20 protein-coding genes and 1 pseudogene are annotated in these 16121 nt (G+C 58.4%); 8 read left to right on the top strand and 13 right to left on the bottom strand.

All coding sequences use genetic code 11. From position 1 onward, the window contains the following. Window positions 1–91: pseudogene (locus ACP7BN_RS14035) on the top strand (group II intron maturase-specific domain-containing protein); the annotation flags it as partial. A gap of 81 nt (window positions 92–172) precedes the next feature. Here the strand turns inward: ACP7BN_RS14035 and ACP7BN_RS14040 are convergent. From ACP7BN_RS14040 to ACP7BN_RS14065, 6 genes are all read right to left on the bottom strand, one after another. Further along, window positions 173–772: a hypothetical protein gene (locus ACP7BN_RS14040; RefSeq protein WP_426204810.1), complete on the bottom strand. Its 600-nt coding sequence runs from the start codon at window positions 770–772 to the stop codon at window positions 173–175. A gap of 13 nt (window positions 773–785) precedes the next feature. Then, window positions 786–1370 carry a papain-like cysteine protease family protein gene (locus tag ACP7BN_RS14045; RefSeq protein ID WP_426204811.1) on the bottom strand — a complete coding sequence of 195 codons (585 nt, stop codon included), beginning with the start codon at window positions 1368–1370 and terminating at the stop codon, window positions 786–788. Between the two features lie 270 nt (window positions 1371–1640). Then, the gene (locus tag ACP7BN_RS14050; protein ID WP_426204812.1) at window positions 1641–1916 is read right to left on the bottom strand and encodes a hypothetical protein; all 276 of its coding nucleotides are present in this window, start codon (window positions 1914–1916) and stop codon (window positions 1641–1643) included. Window positions 1917–1998: 82 nt separating this feature from the next. Then, window positions 1999–2598: a Fic/DOC family protein gene (locus ACP7BN_RS14055; protein ID WP_420647879.1), complete on the bottom strand. Its 600-nt coding sequence runs from the start codon at window positions 2596–2598 to the stop codon at window positions 1999–2001. Continuing rightward, entirely contained in the window at window positions 2595–2765 is a 171-nt protein-coding gene (locus ACP7BN_RS14060; protein ID WP_420647880.1) for a YhfG family protein, read from the bottom strand. The genes ACP7BN_RS14055 and ACP7BN_RS14060 overlap by 4 nt, the downstream gene beginning before the upstream one ends. 201 nt (window positions 2766–2966) lie before the next feature. Continuing rightward, on the bottom strand, window positions 2967–3701 hold the full coding sequence (locus ACP7BN_RS14065; RefSeq protein WP_426204813.1) for a DUF899 domain-containing protein: 735 nt from the start codon (window positions 3699–3701) through the stop codon (window positions 2967–2969). A gap of 174 nt (window positions 3702–3875) precedes the next feature. Between ACP7BN_RS14065 and ACP7BN_RS14070 the strand changes: the two genes are divergently transcribed. Beyond that, window positions 3876–4268 carry a transcriptional regulator gene (locus ACP7BN_RS14070; RefSeq protein WP_420647882.1) on the top strand — a complete coding sequence of 131 codons (393 nt, stop codon included), beginning with the start codon at window positions 3876–3878 and terminating at the stop codon, window positions 4266–4268. Window positions 4269–4368: 100 nt separating this feature from the next. Here ACP7BN_RS14070 and ACP7BN_RS14075 read toward each other — a convergent pair whose 3' ends face one another. The 3 genes from ACP7BN_RS14075 to ACP7BN_RS14085 form a co-directional block, all read right to left on the bottom strand. Continuing rightward, complete coding sequence (locus ACP7BN_RS14075) at window positions 4369–5238, bottom strand: DUF6279 family lipoprotein (RefSeq protein WP_426204814.1); 870 nt, start codon at window positions 5236–5238, stop codon at window positions 4369–4371. Window positions 5239–5316: 78 nt separating this feature from the next. Next, the gene (locus tag ACP7BN_RS14080; RefSeq protein WP_426204816.1) at window positions 5317–6033 is read right to left on the bottom strand and encodes a TorF family putative porin; all 717 of its coding nucleotides are present in this window, start codon (window positions 6031–6033) and stop codon (window positions 5317–5319) included. 216 nt (window positions 6034–6249) lie between these two features. Next, the gene (locus ACP7BN_RS14085) at window positions 6250–6438 is read right to left on the bottom strand and encodes a hypothetical protein (RefSeq protein WP_186532130.1); all 189 of its coding nucleotides are present in this window, start codon (window positions 6436–6438) and stop codon (window positions 6250–6252) included. A gap of 350 nt (window positions 6439–6788) precedes the next feature. Between ACP7BN_RS14085 and ACP7BN_RS14090 the strand changes: the two genes are divergently transcribed. The 4 genes from ACP7BN_RS14090 to ACP7BN_RS14105 all read left to right on the top strand — a co-directional run bounded on the left by ACP7BN_RS14090 (window position 6789) and on the right by ACP7BN_RS14105 (window position 9482). Next, entirely contained in the window at window positions 6789–7625 is an 837-nt protein-coding gene (locus ACP7BN_RS14090; RefSeq protein ID WP_420647885.1) for a S1 RNA-binding domain-containing protein, read from the top strand. A gap of 38 nt (window positions 7626–7663) precedes the next feature. Then, window positions 7664–8068, top strand: coding sequence for a DUF2177 family protein (locus ACP7BN_RS14095; RefSeq protein ID WP_426204819.1), 405 nt, complete (start codon window positions 7664–7666; stop codon window positions 8066–8068). A 231-nt stretch (window positions 8069–8299) separates the two neighbouring features. After that, complete coding sequence (locus ACP7BN_RS14100; protein WP_426204821.1) at window positions 8300–9232, top strand: DMT family transporter; 933 nt, start codon at window positions 8300–8302, stop codon at window positions 9230–9232. Window positions 9233–9353: 121 nt separating this feature from the next. After that, the gene (locus ACP7BN_RS14105; protein WP_420647890.1) at window positions 9354–9482 is read left to right on the top strand and encodes a PA1414 family protein; all 129 of its coding nucleotides are present in this window, start codon (window positions 9354–9356) and stop codon (window positions 9480–9482) included. Window positions 9483–9664: 182 nt separating this feature from the next. Here ACP7BN_RS14105 and ACP7BN_RS14110 read toward each other — a convergent pair whose 3' ends face one another. From ACP7BN_RS14110 to speB, 4 genes are all read right to left on the bottom strand, one after another. After that, complete coding sequence (locus ACP7BN_RS14110; protein WP_426204823.1) at window positions 9665–11044, bottom strand: sodium:solute symporter; 1380 nt, start codon at window positions 11042–11044, stop codon at window positions 9665–9667. Between the two features lie 241 nt (window positions 11045–11285). Then, window positions 11286–12788: a purine-cytosine permease family protein gene (locus tag ACP7BN_RS14115; protein ID WP_426204825.1), complete on the bottom strand. Its 1503-nt coding sequence runs from the start codon at window positions 12786–12788 to the stop codon at window positions 11286–11288. Between the two features lie 55 nt (window positions 12789–12843). Continuing rightward, window positions 12844–13266, bottom strand: coding sequence for a YybH family protein (locus tag ACP7BN_RS14120; protein WP_426204827.1), 423 nt, complete (start codon window positions 13264–13266; stop codon window positions 12844–12846). 9 nt (window positions 13267–13275) lie between these two features. Beyond that, window positions 13276–14226: an agmatinase gene (gene speB, locus ACP7BN_RS14125; protein WP_420647894.1), complete on the bottom strand. Its 951-nt coding sequence runs from the start codon at window positions 14224–14226 to the stop codon at window positions 13276–13278. A 360-nt stretch (window positions 14227–14586) separates the two neighbouring features. On the opposite strand from speB, the gene ACP7BN_RS14130 reads away from it, so the two are divergent. Together ACP7BN_RS14130 and ACP7BN_RS14135 are read left to right on the top strand one after the other, a co-directional pair. Continuing rightward, window positions 14587–15480: a LysR family transcriptional regulator gene (locus tag ACP7BN_RS14130; protein ID WP_426204830.1), complete on the top strand. Its 894-nt coding sequence runs from the start codon at window positions 14587–14589 to the stop codon at window positions 15478–15480. Window positions 15481–15485: 5 nt separating this feature from the next. After that, window positions 15486–16082, top strand: a complete 597-nt coding sequence (locus ACP7BN_RS14135; RefSeq protein ID WP_426204832.1) for a tRNA-uridine aminocarboxypropyltransferase — start codon at window positions 15486–15488, stop codon at window positions 16080–16082. Window positions 16083–16121: the final 39 nt, after the last annotated feature.

The following is a 16121-nucleotide window of genomic DNA, read 5'->3' on the forward strand; positions in this document are numbered from 1 at the left end:
TATGAATCAGGCGCTGCCGAAGAAGCTATGGGATCAACTTGGGTTGGTCTCGGTACTGGATACGATAAACCGGCTTAGCCGCATAGCTTGAACCGCCGTATACGGATCCGTACGTACGGTGGTGTGAGAGGACGGCGGATGTAAATCCGCCTCCTACTCGATCTGGGGTTTATCAGCTCCCCAGCAGGCCACTGGTATCAGAGTCGAAGCGCTGACGCGCCTGATCAGCCGCGGGCTTGAGCTGCGCCAGCAGGGCCGCTTCGCTGTACAACTGAGTGACCGCCAGTTCCTTGGGCGTCGGCTCGATCGGGATCAGCACATCTTCACCGGCGGCATGCAGCCAGATCGCCACAACGTGCAGTGCCGAGATGAACAGCACCCGCAGCTCGACGCTTTTACCGTGCAATTGCGGCGACTGTTCCGCCAGCTTCAGCGCATCCACCGTGGCCGCGGCCAGCGTCCCGTGGTTCAGCGAGGCGAACTCGACGTGACCGCGAACGTCGGCCAATTGCGCGTCCGCAATCGTCACGCCGTCGGCGAACACCATGTAATGCCAGTCGCCAACCTTGGCTTCTTTCAGACCTTTGCCGTTGCTCAGATCGTCCAGGCTGAGCGAGTAGCCGCGGTAGGCTTCGCTCAGGCTGATCTTGGCCGGAGCCGCAGCGGCGAACTGCCGATTAACGCCAAAGCCTTGGGTTTGCAGCGCGGCTTGCAGGGCCGGACGCAGGGTTTGTACGCCGTTGGAGGGCGCCTTTGGATAAGTCAGTTGCATGATGTAGCCCTCCTCAGTTTTTCACGGTGAAGTAAGTGTTGGTCCAGTTGCCGCCGCCGTTGTACGAACCGGGGAACGAGTTCAGCGCGCGGGTCGAGTAACCGTAGATCGAATCCGCGATCAGCAGGTAGTTGCCATTGGTGCCATAGATCACCAGAAAGTGCGCGCCGCCGCCGTACCAGGCGCAACGCAAGCCGATTGGACGGCCCATGTTGATCTGGTTCTGAATGGCCGACATCTGCAGCGAGCCCTGATTCATGCCGTTGTAGCTGCGCGTGGTGCGCAGGGCGGAATCCAGATAGCCGTAGACGTTGCACGGGCCAGGCTGATTGCAGCAGTTGCGATCCAGTTCGCTGCTGGCCACCCCGCACTGAGTCCAGGACCCGGTGCCGTAGTAGTTGCCGACCGAGGCAGAAACCGCGGCCCAGCACCAGTTGGTCTGGGTTTGCGGCTGCATGCTGAAGTTGAGACTGGCGGCAGCCAATGCTCGGGCCTGAGGGGCGGCTTCGACTTCGACCAGTTGCGCGTCGAGAAGATGACCGACCAGGCAGTTGGGCAGTGTGTCGCCGGTGAATCGGGTTGTTTCAGTGGTTAACATTTTTCAATCCTCCATGAGTGAAAACAAGCGTCCAGCTTGTGCGTGTGTAGCGTTGTTGCCGAGCCAGCGGCGTTCAAGGTTTGCCATGTTTGGTGGCGATTCCGCTCTGGCTCGAGGTAACCCTAGTAGTCAATATGCGTTTGTGCAAATATATAAATGCACTGATGCATAATCAGGATCAAAAGATCGCAGCCTTCGGCAGCCCCATACCGATTTTGTAGGAGCTGCCGAAGGCTCGGGCCGCGATCGGACGATCTTTTGATCTTGTGGTTAACCCTCGGTCTTTTTCTCAGCCGTACCCAGCTCTTTCAGACGCTGATCAATCAACTGGCACCTGTCCGGCAGATCGGCACTCGCCGTGCCCAAGTCCATCTTCTGCAACTCGGCGTTGATCTCTTTGGCCTTGGCCGGATTCTGCTGAGTCAGTTTGGTGACTTCCTTGGCCAGTTGCTCGCGTTTAGCGGTGGCTTCTTCCGGCGTGCAAGCCCAGACGGGCAGGGCGCAGGCGAGGGTAGCGGCGAGGGTGAGCTTGATCAGGGTTTTCATGGGATGGCCTCAGTTGCGGTTAAGGCGGGTTAACCGGTTGAGGAGTTTTGCGCGGGGAAAGTTCAGTGAGCTTGCGTTCGACTTACAGGATTGACGCGCCGATGCATCGGTCGAATATCTTTTCAAGGAGGCTGTCGTCACAGTGGAACGAATGAATGCATGCGTCGATCCACTCCTCACGCTCGACCGATCCCCAGTCGATCAGATAGCCTGCGTTGAAAATGATAAATTCGAACAAAATGCGTTGCGTGCGACCGTTACCTTCTCTGAAGGGGTGAGCCACGTTGAGTGTGCCGTAGGATTCGGCGACTGTTGAGACCAATTGGTCCCGTGAGTAGCTTTCGAACCAGCCTGCAGCAGCCATCTTCGAAAACTCTTTGGCGATCTGACTTTCAATGAACTCAGGGCTACAAAATCTGGTGCTGCCTTTGCTGATCGCCAGTGTTCGAATTTCTCCGGCCCACGCGTAGACTTTTTCAAACAGTGTGCGATGCACCTGTTTCAAAGTCGCGAGGCTGTATGGGGGTAAGACGAACTCCAACTGCGCAGCTGCCATCTCGTTGATGTAGCGCTCTGCCTCATCAAGGTCTTCGGCATTACGTAAGTCGAGTAGATTGATCAGGACATCAGTGCCCGGATAGCAATCCGGGGCCTGGTCGGTGCCATACTTGTCGTCGCTCAAACTTTCACGAGCCGGACGGCTCTTAATGCCGCGTCTCTGGTCGGCAGTTTGATATCGCCATCGGACGGGGATGGGACAAAGCCTTCCAAGCGCAGGCTGGCCGCGAAATTGGCCTTACGGTGCTTCGCGAACCAGGTTTTTTTGGTTTGCAAACTCAGCTTTTCCATATGGGCCTCCTGAAATCTGTATCTGGCAATTGTAGTCGGCCGCAGACCTGACGACATGATTGACTTAGCATCGCACATTCAAATGCGTCGTTGAACCCACTCGTCGCCACCGGGACCATATGTTGATAAAAGGTGTAAGAGATGCAGCAACGCCGGTGAGGTGTTAAACAAGCGGAATTGCATCTACAGTGGGTTTGAAGACTAAGCCTCATGACAGCAATTCGATTTAGCACCGCCCTCATACCGATCATGATGCCGCACCCACTCCATGATCTCGTCCTCATTCCGGCCCTTGGGCGTGAGGTCGAGGTAGTTGTAGGCGCCGACCAGCATGTCGAGACCGCGGGCGTAGGTAGAGTAGGTGTGGAAAATCTCACCTTTATCATCACGGTAAAACACACTCAGCCCCGGCATTTCCTCCTCGGCGCTGTCAGTTTTTTCGTAGTTGTACGTAGCCTTTCCTTCGGCAACATCTTCAGCGCGGGCGCACACGCCGAAGTCATAGTTGAAGTCGCATCCTTCTGACGAAACCCAGTCAAACTTCCAGCCCATCCTGCGTTTAAAGTCTTGGAATTCGTTAAACGGCGCGTGGGAAACCGCCACCACCGCAATATCGTGATGCGCCAGATGCTGATTGGCGCCGTCGATGTGGTCGGAAAGAAACGAGCAGCCAGGACAGCCTTCCTCCCAGCCCTTGGCGAACATGAAGTGGTAAATGATCAGTTGGCTGTGTTTGCCGAACAGGTCGGCAAGTTTCAGCTCTCCTTGCGGCCCCTGGAACTGATAGTCCTTGTCGATCTTTACCCAAGGCAACGCTCGGCGTTGTGCGCTGAGGCGATCGCGTTCCTTGGTGAAGGCTTTTTCGTCTGCCAAGTGTTGAATGCGGGCGGCGAGCCATTCTTCGCGCGACACCACCGGATGATTCTGAACGTTCATGGAGAAATCTCCTGCGAGGTTGAACCGTCTTTCACAGCCTAGTCGTCTGGCGGTGTCGCAATTCGACAGACCGCCGGTCGGTCGCAGCGACGAATGCGGCTGAACGGCTACGGTTGGCTCCGGTCACAACCTATGAACGCGCCATTAATCACGCGCACCGGAGGTTGTATCAGGATGACGACTTATAACTGGGATTTGATTGAGCGCTTGCTGCATGAAGTGCAGAACGGCGCCGGCCACAGCTTTGCGCCGCGCTCTGTCGCCGAAGATTATGCGGCAGCAAAAGCTGCGGCAGGCGAGCCGATCGATAATCTGGATCATCTGAAAACGCTGGCCTGTGACTATGAACGGATGTTGCTGCTGCGCGGTTACATTGGGCCACGTGGGGAAGATGAGGGCAGCACCGGTAACAACTTCAGCCTGACCCCGCGCGGCTCCAGCCTGTTGAGCATGATCGACAGCAGCATTCCCGGGAATGATCACCCGCGTCAGGTGCTGGATGATCAGGAAGATGCGCTGGCGGAAGGGACGTTTGATGAAGTGGCTTCCAAGGCGCAGATTGCCTGAGTTTTATTAGAAGCAAGATCAAAAGATCGCAGCCTGCGGCAGCTCCTACACAATCCCTGTAGGAGCTGCCGCAGGCTGCGATCTTTTGATCTTTTGATCTTTAGCTCTGTTTTGCAGCTTTGAGGCATTTCAGATCATTGAAGTCTTTGCGCACCCCTTCAATCTTCTTCAACAACCGCTGGCGTTGCTCCGGCGTACTCTCCGCCATCAAGTCCACAAACAGCGAACGCGCCTGAGCTTCGGTATCGGCGTAGGCCTTTTGATAATCCGCCGTCCATAAACTCTCGCGATTGACCAGAAGCGTCTCGATCCGCTGTGGGAATTCTGCACTCTTGCGCTGGGCAACCGCCGCACTGAACTGCTTCTGCCAATGCACGCGGTTGGCAATCCACTGGGTGTTCTGATCACCCAGCGCAGTCGACCAGCTCACCACGCGTTGTTGCTGGGTTTTACTCAGCGGGCCAAGCCAGTCATTCAGGCGTTTTTGCATGCGCTCGCTGCGTTCGGCAATCTGCTGTGCCAGCGGCGGCTTGAGGTATTCCTGCTCACGTTTGCGCTGATCCTTGGCGAACGCATCGTTCATCTCCGCGACCTGCTTGTCGTCCAGACCTTGCAGCAATTCGATGGCCGATGGAGTGATCTCCTGTGCCGTTTCAGCAATCGCCTTTTTGGCCTCAAGCGTGCGGGCCTGAAGCGCGGCGTCGGTGACCTGATTGGTCTCGACCATCACCTGCAAGCGGTCCAGCCAGTCGAGATAACCCGGTAGTTGCGTGCTGCAGTGCCAGCTCAGGTGTTCGCGCAGGCGCTCGTTGAACCAGCTTTTTTGCTCGCCGTTCATGTCCAGGTAGTCGCCGAGCGTCCACGGAATGATCACGTCAAGGTTGCGGTAGGCCAGGCCAACGCGGCTGCAAGCGCCGAGGGCGAGGGAAACAATCAGCAGAACGGCGATGTTTTTGCACCAGCGAGACATGGGCGAATCCTTGCGTAAGCCTGGCTTCGGGAAACTGACTCTCATCTGAACGCAGGATGGGCCCGGCAGTTCAGCCGATCAATAGAACGTGCGCTGGGCCTTGAGCGTGACCAGTCCGTCGCACTCGCTGTTATGCCCGGAGTAGGCCGAGCAGTCGCTGCCGCTGAGGCTCGAATTGCTGTAGGTCAGGTCGAGATCGACGCCCATGAACGGCCGGGAAAATTTCACCGACCAATCGGTAAAACTGCTGACATAACCGCCGTCCACCGAAACCGGTGTGGTGAGCTCATGGGTGGTGTATTTCATGCTGATCCCGATGCCGAACGGCTGGTTGCCGCCGAGGTCGGCGAACAGCGTGCTGTTCTGTTTATCCGGGTCGTTGCTGAATGCAGCGCCGAAACGGCTGCCGAGCAAAGTCAGGCCACCGAACAACTCCTGGCTGTCGAGGGTATCGACCTTCGGGTAGCTGTAATGAATCATGCCGATTTCGTAGCCGAGGGTCTGGTCGAAGGGTTGCTTGAAGCCAACGTAGGAGTCGATTTCCAGATTCTTCCCCGGGGTGATACCCATGCTCGGCGACCACTGGCCGATGTACAGGCCGCTGTTGTGCGTCAGATCAAGGCCGCCGTGAAACGAGCCGACCGCTGACGGTTTGACCAGGCCTTCAGCCATGCTGCGGCTGGGCGTGGTGCCGAGTTTGAGGTCGAAGTCGCCGAGTTCGCGTTGGAAAATCTGCGCGTGCGCAGTCATTGAGGCCAGCAGACTTGCGAGAAATAAACAGATGGTTTTGAGCATGCGTCACTCCATGAGCAGCGAGCGCAGGGGATAAAAACCTGCTGAAACGCTTGATCCAGACGCGTGCAAGGATACCGACGAATGATCGGCGTTGAGGGCCGTTCGTCGATTTATGCGTTATTGATTTGGAATATGTTTAAAGCGAGGAGGGTGTTGCGCGGTTCCAGTCCAGACGCTTCGAAACGCAAAGCGTCTCTGGACGGGGGTATTCCGGTATTACTTTTTGCCCAGGCTGATCTGCTTGGACGGGCCGAACGTCTGGCCGCTGACGCCTTTGGCAATTTGCTGAATCTCACCGCCGGACTTCAGAAACGCTGCGATCTGATTGTTGATCGATTCGCTGGTTTCAACGGCTGGAGCTGGCTTTGCTTTGCTGGTGGATGCTTTTACACGCATGGCGGCCATTAACCTGTAGAAAAGTAACTCGGCCAGGCATCGTACAGGAAATACTTGACAGTTGCTTGGTAAATATCCCCCGGAATAACCCACCCCGTCACTGAGATATTCTCGATTAATTAACCGGAATATTGCGCTAACCTGCTGTTTTAAATAACAACATTAAGCAGATTTGCGCGTGATGCAGGTGAGCGTAGCCACCGGCAAGCGCTGACGCTGGTCTGACGAGCGGCGGCTGGCCCACGGTAAACGCTTGATTCTCAAGCTCTACAGCAGATTTTCTGCCGACCACGGATCTGCCAGCGATCCCACCGGGCAAAAACGGGTAGAATGCCGCCCACGCAATGAGGGTATTGGAAATGGCTTTAGTCGGGCGCTACAACAGTTTGCAAGTGGTTAAACACACTAACTTCGGTTTATATCTGGACGGCGGTGCCGATGGCGAGATTCTTTTGCCCAACCGTTATATCCCTAAAGATATTCCAAGCGAAGATGAAGATTGGCTCAACGTTTTCATTTATCTGGACAGCGAAGACAAACTTCTCGCCACCACTGAAAAGCCTAAAGTTCAGGTCGGTGAATTTGCCAGTTTGAAAGTAGTTGAAGTCAACAGCATCGGTGTGTTCCTCGATTGGGGGCTGCCGAAGGATCTATTGCTGCCGTATTCCGAAGAAAAACGTCAGATGACGGCTGGCGAATACTGCGTGGTGCACGTCTATCTCGACAAACATACCCGCCGCATCACCGCCACAGCGCGTCTGGATCGTTATCTCGACAAGACCCCGGCCAACTACAGCGTGGGTCAGGAAGTCGACTTGCTGGTTGCCGAACCCACCGACATGGGCTTCAAGGCAATCATCAACAACAAGCACTGGGGCTTGATCCACAAGAACGAAATCTTCAAGTTCATGCGTGCCGGCATGAGCGAAAAAGGTTTCATCAAGGAAGTGCGCGCCGACGGCAAGATCAGCCTGAGCCTGCAACCGGTAGGTCAGGAAGCGGCGAGCAGCCTGAACTCGAAGATCCTCACCAAGTTGCGCGACAACAACGGCACCTTGCCGGTCAGCGACAAGAGCGATCCGGCGTTGATCAGCAGCCTGTTCGGCGTGAGCAAGGGCAACTTCAAGAAGGCCATCGGTGCGTTGTACAAGGATGGCAAAATCGTCATTCATGCGGATCGCATTGAACTAACCTGATCACCGCCGGCCCCATGTAAGACATAGAGGGCGGCGTGATGAAGAGAAATTTGATTGCCTATGTCGCCACGCTGGCGGCATTTCTAATGCTCGACGGGCTCTGGCTCGGCGTCCTGATGGCGCCGACCTATCGCGAACTGCTTGGTCCGCTGATGCTCGAAAAACCGTTGCTGGTGCCAGCAGCGGTTTTTTATTGCCTGTACGTTTTAGGTTGCCTGATGTTCGTGGTGTTGCCGGCGTTGACCTGGCAGAGCGCCGCGCGCATGGGTGCACTGCTCGGGCTGGTGGCGTACGGCACTTATGATCTGACCAATTGGGCGACGTTGCGCGGCTGGTCGGTGCAAGTGTCGTTGATGGATTGGGCGTGGGGGACGTTTGCTACGGCGGTGGCTTGTACGGTGGGGTTTTTGGTCGCACGGAAGGTTTCTGGTTCGAACTCATGATGTGTTTGGCCTTTGCGGGCCTCATCGCTGGCAAGCCAGCTCCCACAGGTTTTGTGGTCGGTCGCAAATTCTGAATACGACGCGGACACTGTGGCAGCCATTCACCGCTGACGCTCCCGAAGAACTAAATGTCTTTCCCAGACGGCTTTTTCTGTCTGACTGACTGATAATCCTCGGCACTGTTTTTGACCATTGGATGGCCACCATGTTGTGTTTTCTCGAGGGTTGGCAATGAGCATCACTCGGCGCAATGCCGACGGTTTTGCCTTGCAAGTGATGATCGGTCTGTGCCTGATCTGGGGCGTGCAGCAGGTGCTGATCAAATGGGCGGCGACTGACATTGCGCCGGTGATGCAGGCGGCGGGGCGTTCGGGGATTTCCGCGTTACTCGTAGGGCTGCTGATCTGCTGGAAGGGCGGATGGGATCAGGTCGGCAGCACCTGGAAGGGTGGGCTGCTGGCGGGCGGGCTGTTTGGTCTGGAGTTCCTGTTTATCTCCGAAGGCTTGCAACTGACCACGGCGGCGCACATGTCGGTGTTTCTTTACACCGCGCCAATTTTCACCGCATTGGGCGTGCATTTTCTGTTGCCAAGTGAACGCCTGCGGCCGGTGCAGTGGCTGGGGATTTTCCTCGCGTTTGTCGGCATCGCCATCGCGTTTGCCGGCGGGGTGTCGTGGGACAACCTTGACCGGCGCATGCTGCTCGGCGATGCCCTCGGCGTGCTGGCCGGGGCCAGTTGGGGCGCGACCACCGTAGTCGTGCGCGCCTCGCGCCTGTCGGAAGCGCCGGTGACGCTGACGCTGTTCTACCAGTTGATTGTCGGCTTCATCGGTTTGCTGGCGATCGCTTTGCTCAGCGGGCAGATCACCCATGTCAGCCTGACAGCGGTAGCAGTGGGCAGCGTGCTGTTTCAAGGGCTGGTGGTGTCGTTCTTCAGCTACTTGACGTGGTTCTGGCTGCTGCGACGTTATCTGGCGGCCAACCTGGCAGTGTTTTCGTTCATGACGCCGTTGTTCGGCGTGACCTTCGGCGTGGTCTTGCTCGGCGAAGAGCTGAGCCTGAACTTCATCACCGGCGCGGTGCTGGTGCTGCTCGGTATCACTTTTGTCAGCGCCGAGCAGTGGGTACGCCGGCGTCTGCGTAAGGCTTTGGGCCAATCCTGATCAATTCAGTAACAGATCATTGCGGATTTGCCCGAGCATTGCGTAGGACTTCGGACTATTATCAGTGCGAAGCGACCTCAGAATTCCGGCCGCTCAGCACTACCCTGAAGGGGGCATGACGATGAAAGAGAAAATTCAAAACTGGCTGCACGATTTGGGTGTTGCTCTGGGCTTGATCGAACCGCCAATGCAACCGATCCCGATTCGCACCGATGACGAACAGCGTCGGCGTCAGCAACGTCGGCGGTAATGCCCCCGGGCTGAAGGGTCGCACGATTTAGAGATCAAAAGATCGCAGCCTTCGGCAGCTCCTACAGAAATCAGTGTAGGAGCTGCCGAAGGCTGCGATTTTTTGCTTTGTGCAGGCGAAAAAAAACGGGTGTGGCAACCGACGCCACACCCGTCGAAGAAACTTGTTGCTATTGCTTCAGCTTAAATCGCACTGGCGACGATGGCCGGGCGACGAGACATCAGACTGACCAGCACAAAACTCACCAGGCCCACACCGAGGCTGTAATAGATCGGCGTGTTGGCATCCAGACCATCCTTGAACATGAACAACAGCGCCGTGGCGAAGCCCAGGCCCATGCTGGCGATGGCGCCGGCGGTGGTGGCGCGCTTCCAGAAAATCGCGCCCATCAACGGAATCAGCATGCCGCCGACCAATAGGTTGTAGGCCAGAGTCAGCGCGCTGATCACGTCATTCACCACCAGCGCGATGCCCAGCACGACGATACCGGTCAGCAAGGTGAACAGACGGTTGATACGCAAGCTCGACGGCTTGCCGCCGCGCAGCTTCGGCAGCAGGTCTTCGGTCAGTGTGGTGGCAGCGGCGAGCAGGCCGGCGCTGGCGGTGGACATCATGGCCGCCAGTGCCGCAGCGATCACCAGGCCACGGATGCCGTCCGGCAGCGACAGTTTGACGATGGCGGCGAAGGCGTTGTTGACGTTGTCCAGATCCGGGATCAGCACATGCGCCGCCATGCCGATCAGCGCGCAAGCGAGGCCGTAGACGATGCAATAGATGCCGGCGATGCTGCCCGCGTACTGCGCAACTTTGGCGGTTTTGACCGTGAACACCCGTTGCCAGATGTCCTGACCGATCAGGATGCCGAAGAAGTAGATCATGAAGTAGGTGATGATCGTGTCCCAGCCGATCGTGGTGAAGTTGAAGGCCGTGGCCGGCAGTTTCAGCACCAGCTCGTCCCAACCGCCGACGCGGTACAGGCAGATCGGCAGCAGGATGAACATCAGACCGACGGTCTTGATGATGAACTGGACGATGTCGGTCAGGGTCAGCGACCACATGCCGCCGATGGCCGAGTAGATCACCACCACGCCACCACCGACGAGTACCGAGACCCAGAATGGCAGGTCAAACAGCACTTGCAGCACGGTGCCGATGGCGAGGATCGAGGTCACGCCGATCATCAGCGCGTACGCCAGCATGATTACCGCGCTCGCTGAGCGGGCCATCGGGTTGTAGCGTTTTTCCAGCACCTGGGTGACGGTGTAGATCTTCAGTTTCAGCAGCGGTTTGGCGAGGAACAGGTTCAGCGCGACGATGCCGCAACCGAGCGCCGCACACAGCCAGAAACCGGAAATCCCGTGCACGTAACCCAGACGCACAGTGCCGACGGTGGATGCACCACCGAGAACCGTGGCGGCCATAGTGCCCATATACAGGCTCGGCCCGAGGTTGCGACCGGCGACCAGAAAGTCTTCATTGGTCTTGGCTTTGCGCATGCCGAAGTAGCCGAGCAAAAGCATGCCGGCGGCGTAGATGAGGACGACGAATAAATCCAAAGCCATGGTGGCGTGTCTCCGATTGTCTTTTTTATGGTGAGGCCGAATTGCGTTGCTGTGGCGGGCTGTTGTGGCGAGGGAGCTTGTCGAATCGTCGCACCGTCCCGCTGGGCTGCGAAGCGGCCCCAAGTCTTGCAACCGAGTTTCTTCAGTGAAACTCAACCGATGCTCTGCGACTGCTGCGCAGTCGAGCGGGAGCAAGCTCCCTCGCCACAAAAACTCCAATCCTTCAGAAATTCTTTGCTACTCAGGCAGCCTGACGCAGTGCCGGTTTTACTCCGCCTTCACGGCGCGCATCCTTCGGGCCGTACACCGCCGGCGGTTCCGGGAACAGGCTGAGCAGCATCAGGTACAGCAGCGAAGCCAGGCCGAGGGTCACCAGCAGGCTGATGTCGATGCCACCGGCCAATTCACCCAGCGGGCCGACGAACTGCCCCGGCAAGTTGACGAAGCACAAACCCACTGCCGCGCTCGGGATCCACGCGCCCAGGCCGCGCCAGTTCCAGCCGTGGCTGAACCAGTAGCGCCCGCCCTGTTCGCCGCGAGTGAACACTTGCAGATCATCCGGGCAGTAAAAGCCGCGACGCACCACAAGGCCGATGATCATGATCACCATCCATGGCGTGGTGCAGGTGATGATGAGCACGGCGAAGGTCGACACGCTCTGCACCAGATTCGCCGCGAAGCGACCGATGAAGATGAAAGCAATCGACAGCACGCCGATCAGCAGCGTCGCTTTGACCCGTGACAGCAAGCGCGGGAACACGCTGGACATGTCCAGCCCGGTGCCATACAGCGCGGTGGTGCCGGTGGACATGCCGCCGATCACCGCAATCAGGCACACCGGCAGGAAGAACCAGCTCGGCGACACGGCCAGCAGACCGCCGACGTAGTTGTTGGCCGCGATGTAATCGGGGGCGTGGATCGCCACGATGGTCGCGGTGGCCAGGCCGAACAGGAACGGAATCAACGTCGCCAGTTGCGCGGCGATCACCGCAAACATGATGCGGCCCTTCGGCGTTTCTCGAGGAATGTAGCGCGACCAGTCGCCGAGGAACGCACCGAAGGAAATCGGGTTGCTCATGGCCACCAGTGCTGCGCCGATGAACGCCGCCCAGAACCCGGCCTGACCCATAACCACGCTGCCGGCGTACTGGCTGTCGAAGGCGGGGGCAAAGGCAAAGATGCCGAGCAGGAACAACAGGCTCGCGGCCCACACCGCAATGCGGTTGACCCACAACATGAAGCGGAAGCCGTAGATGCAGACTGTCAGCACCAGAAGCGCGAACAAGCCGTAGGCCAGGCCCAGCGTCAGGTCGGTTTCCGGCAGATCGATCAGGCGTTTGGCGCCGCCGACCAGCGCATCGCCCGAACTCCACACCGAGAGCGAGAAGAACGCGATAGCCGTCAGTAACGACAGGAAGGAGCCGACGATCCGCCCGTGCACGCCGAAGTGCGCACCAGAAGACACGGCGTTGTTGGTGCCGTTGAGGGGGCCAAACAGGCCCATCGGCGCCAGGATCAGCGCACCGACCACCACGCCCAGCACAATTGCCCAGACACCGGCCTGAAACGACAGACCGAACAGCACCGGGAAACTGCCGAGCACGGCGGTGGCAAAGGTATTGGCGCCGCCGAAGATCAAGCGAAACAGATCGCTGGGTCGGGCGTCACGCTCATGATCCGGGATCTGTTCGACCCCGTTTGTTTCGATGCTGCGAAGGCTTTTTTCGTTGTTGTTGTTATTCATGATCTGCTCCGATCATAAAGGCGCGCTCATCGTGCGTGAGCGTCACCTGTCTTGGCTAAGGGGATGGCAGCCCTTCCGGCATTGCGGACAAATGTTCGTGGCAGGCCAGCCAATGGCCTTGTTGTTTTAGGCTCGACGTTTGTTTCTTGAAAACAATCGTCTCGCGCTCCTGGCTGAAGTGTTGCTCCCCTTGCATGCGCAGCTCGGTGGCCACGTCATGGATGAAAATCGCCACGTCACCCTGCAGGCTGACAAAGGCGTTGCTTGAGGTGCACGAGAGCACCTCGAAGCCATCCTCGACGCGCCAGCGGTCCCACAAGGCCTGATAGGCATCGCGCGACAACAGCGGTTGTTCGAGGGTGTAGAACACGAAGCTTGCGTCGCTGCTGAAGGCAGCGAAGTAAGCTTCGCGATCATTGCGCGCAAACGCCGTCACCAGATCGGCAGCGGCTTTCAGAACCTGATCGAGTTCGTTCATGACCGATCCTCAGCGATGGACCACGCCAGGCAGTACGCAGAGCATTTCGTACAGCAGGTTGGCGGCCAGCAGCGAGGTGTTGCCGGTGGTGTCGTAAGCGGGCGAGACTTCTACCAGATCGCAGCCGATCAGGTCGAGGCCCTGACAGCCGCGAATGATTTCAATCGCCTGAATGGTCGTCAGACCGCCGATTTCCGGGGTGCCGGTGCCCGGCGCCCAGGCCGGATCGATGCCGTCAATGTCGAAACTCAGGTACACCGGCCCGCCGCCGACTTTCTCGCGCACTTCAGCCATCAACGGCGCCAGCGACTTGTGCCAGCACTCTTCGGCCTGCACCACGCGGAAGCCCTGATCGCGGCTCCAGTTGAAGTCATCAGCGGTGTAGCCCTGCGCGCGCAGACCGATCTGCACCACACGATCACAGTCCAGCAGGCCTTCTTCGACAGCGCGACGGAAGGTGGTGCCGTGGGCGATTTTCTCGCCGAACATGTGATCGTTGACGTCAGCGTGAGCATCGATGTGCACCAGACCGACCTTGCCGTGTTTTTTGTGAATCGCACGCAGGATCGGCAAGGTGATGGTGTGGTCGCCACCCAGGGTCATCGGGATCGCGTTGTGTTCGAGGATGTTGTCGTAGGCTTCTTCGATGATGCGCACGGCGTCGAGCAGGTTGAAGGTGTTGATCGCCACGTCACCGATGTCGGCGACCGACAGCGAGTCGAACGGAGCGGCGCCGGTGGCCATGTTGTACGGGCGGATCATCACCGATTCGGTGCGAATGTCGCGCGGCCCGAAGCGAGTACCGGGGCGCAGCGACGTACCGATGTCCAGCGGCACGCCAACGAAGGCAGCGTCCAGACCGGCAGCGGTTGGCAAGTGGGGGAGTCGGAGCATGGTGGCGATGCCGCCGAAGCGCGGCATTTCATTGCCGCCCAGTGGTTGGTGAAGAATCTTGTCCACGGGTAAGGCCTCATCGTCATTGTTTTATTTATGTCGGCGCGCCGTATTCGCAAGGTCACGGGCACCGCTGGGGGCCGATTCTGCGAAATGTAGTGACGGGGAAGAATCGCTACGGGCAAATACTTAGTTCAGATTTTTCTAAACTAATGGGCGATGGCGGATTAGACTTTGTTGCCCTCACCCCAGCCCTCTCCCGGAGGGAGAGGGGGCCGACCGCGTTGTTCTCAGGATTTGCATCGACCTGAGATATCGAGCCGAACTCAGGATTTGAAAGCCATGAAGATCAGCTCCCTCTCCCTCCGGGAGAGGGCTGGGGTGAGGGGCAGTTCCCACAGACAACACCAGAGCCGGGAGTAACCCATGGCCAACGCTCTACCCGACCTGAAACTCCTGCGCATCTTCACCAGCGTGGTCCGCCATCAAGGCTTCGCCAACGCGCAGCAGGAACTCAACCTGTCGACCTCGGCCATCAGCACCTACATGAGCCAGCTCGAAGCCGCGCTCGGTCTGGTGCTGTGTCATCGCGGCAGGGGCGGGTTCAGTCTGACCAGCAAAGGCGAGCTGTTTCATCAGGAAACCCTGCGCCTGCTGGCTGAACTCGAAGGCTTCGAGCAATACGCCGCCGCGCTCAAGGGCGAACTGCGCGGCACGCTCAACCTGGGTGTTATCGACTCCACGGTCAGCGACAAGGCCTTGCCTTTTGCCGAGGCCATCGGTGCCTACAGTCAGGAACACCCGGCAGTGCATCTGCACTTGTCGGTGATGAGCCCGTATGAACTGCAGCTCGGCGTACAGGACAATCGCCTCGACCTGGCCATCGGCGCGTTTTCCACGCGCATGAGCGGTCTGGTGTACATGCCGCTCTACCGCGAGCAGCACTGGTTGTATTGCAGCAGCCGGCATCCGTTGTTCAACGAACGACGGATTCCCGAGCAAGTCATCACCCAGCAACGCATGGTCGGGCGCGGTTACTGGAGCCAGGCCGAACTGGCCCGCCACGGTTTCAAACACAGCGCCGCGACGGTGGAAAGTATGGAAGCGCAGCTGATTCTGGTGCTATCCGGCGCCTACGTCGGTTACTTGCCGGAGCACTACGCGCAAGCCTGGGCTGACAAGGGTGATCTGCGCGTGTTGCTGCCGGCGACCTTCGGTTACCAGGCGCCGTTTTCGATGATCATGCGCCGCGGCCGCAGTCGCGAACCGCTGATCCAGACCTTCCGCGATCTGCTCAAAGCTCAGCTCAATCAGGTTTAACCAAAATGTCCAGACTCCAATGCCCGCGCTGCCTGCGCCCACAAACCCACTGCCTGTGCCCGCTGATCCCCAGCCTCGACAGCCGCACCCGGGTGTTGCTGTTGCAGCATCCGAGCGAGGTCAGTCATGCACTGAACACCGCGCGGCTGGCGGCGCTGGGGTTGACCAATGCCGAGCTGATTGTCGGTGAAGTGTTCGAGGATTTGCCGACGCTGCTGAATCAGCCGGGGTATCAGGCGCGTTTGTTGTTTCCCGCCGAGGATGCGCAGCCGATGCAGGCTTATGCCGCGTCCGATGAGCCGCTACTGCTGGTGGTCCCGGACGGCACCTGGCGCAAGGCGCGTAAGATGCTGCACCTGAATCCGCTGCTGGCGGCGTTGCCGAGGGTGACGCTGGTGGGTGGCGGGGTGTCGCGCTATCGACTGCGCAAAGCGCCGGGGCCGGGGGCGTTGTCGACGGTTGAGGCGATTGTGCAGGCATTGCAAACCCTGGAAGCGCCCACTACATTCGAACCATTGCTCAAGCCGTTCGAAGCGTTGATCGAAGGGCAGATTGCGGCGATGGGGCAGGAAACTTTTCAGCGTAATCATGCTGGAAAATGATTGGTGTTCTTGCGGGCCTCATCGCTGGCAAGCCAGCTC

Origin of the sequence: Pseudomonas sp. TWP3-1, from assembly GCF_049896625.1 — a bacterium.
GTDB lineage: Bacteria > Pseudomonadota > Gammaproteobacteria > Pseudomonadales > Pseudomonadaceae > Aquipseudomonas.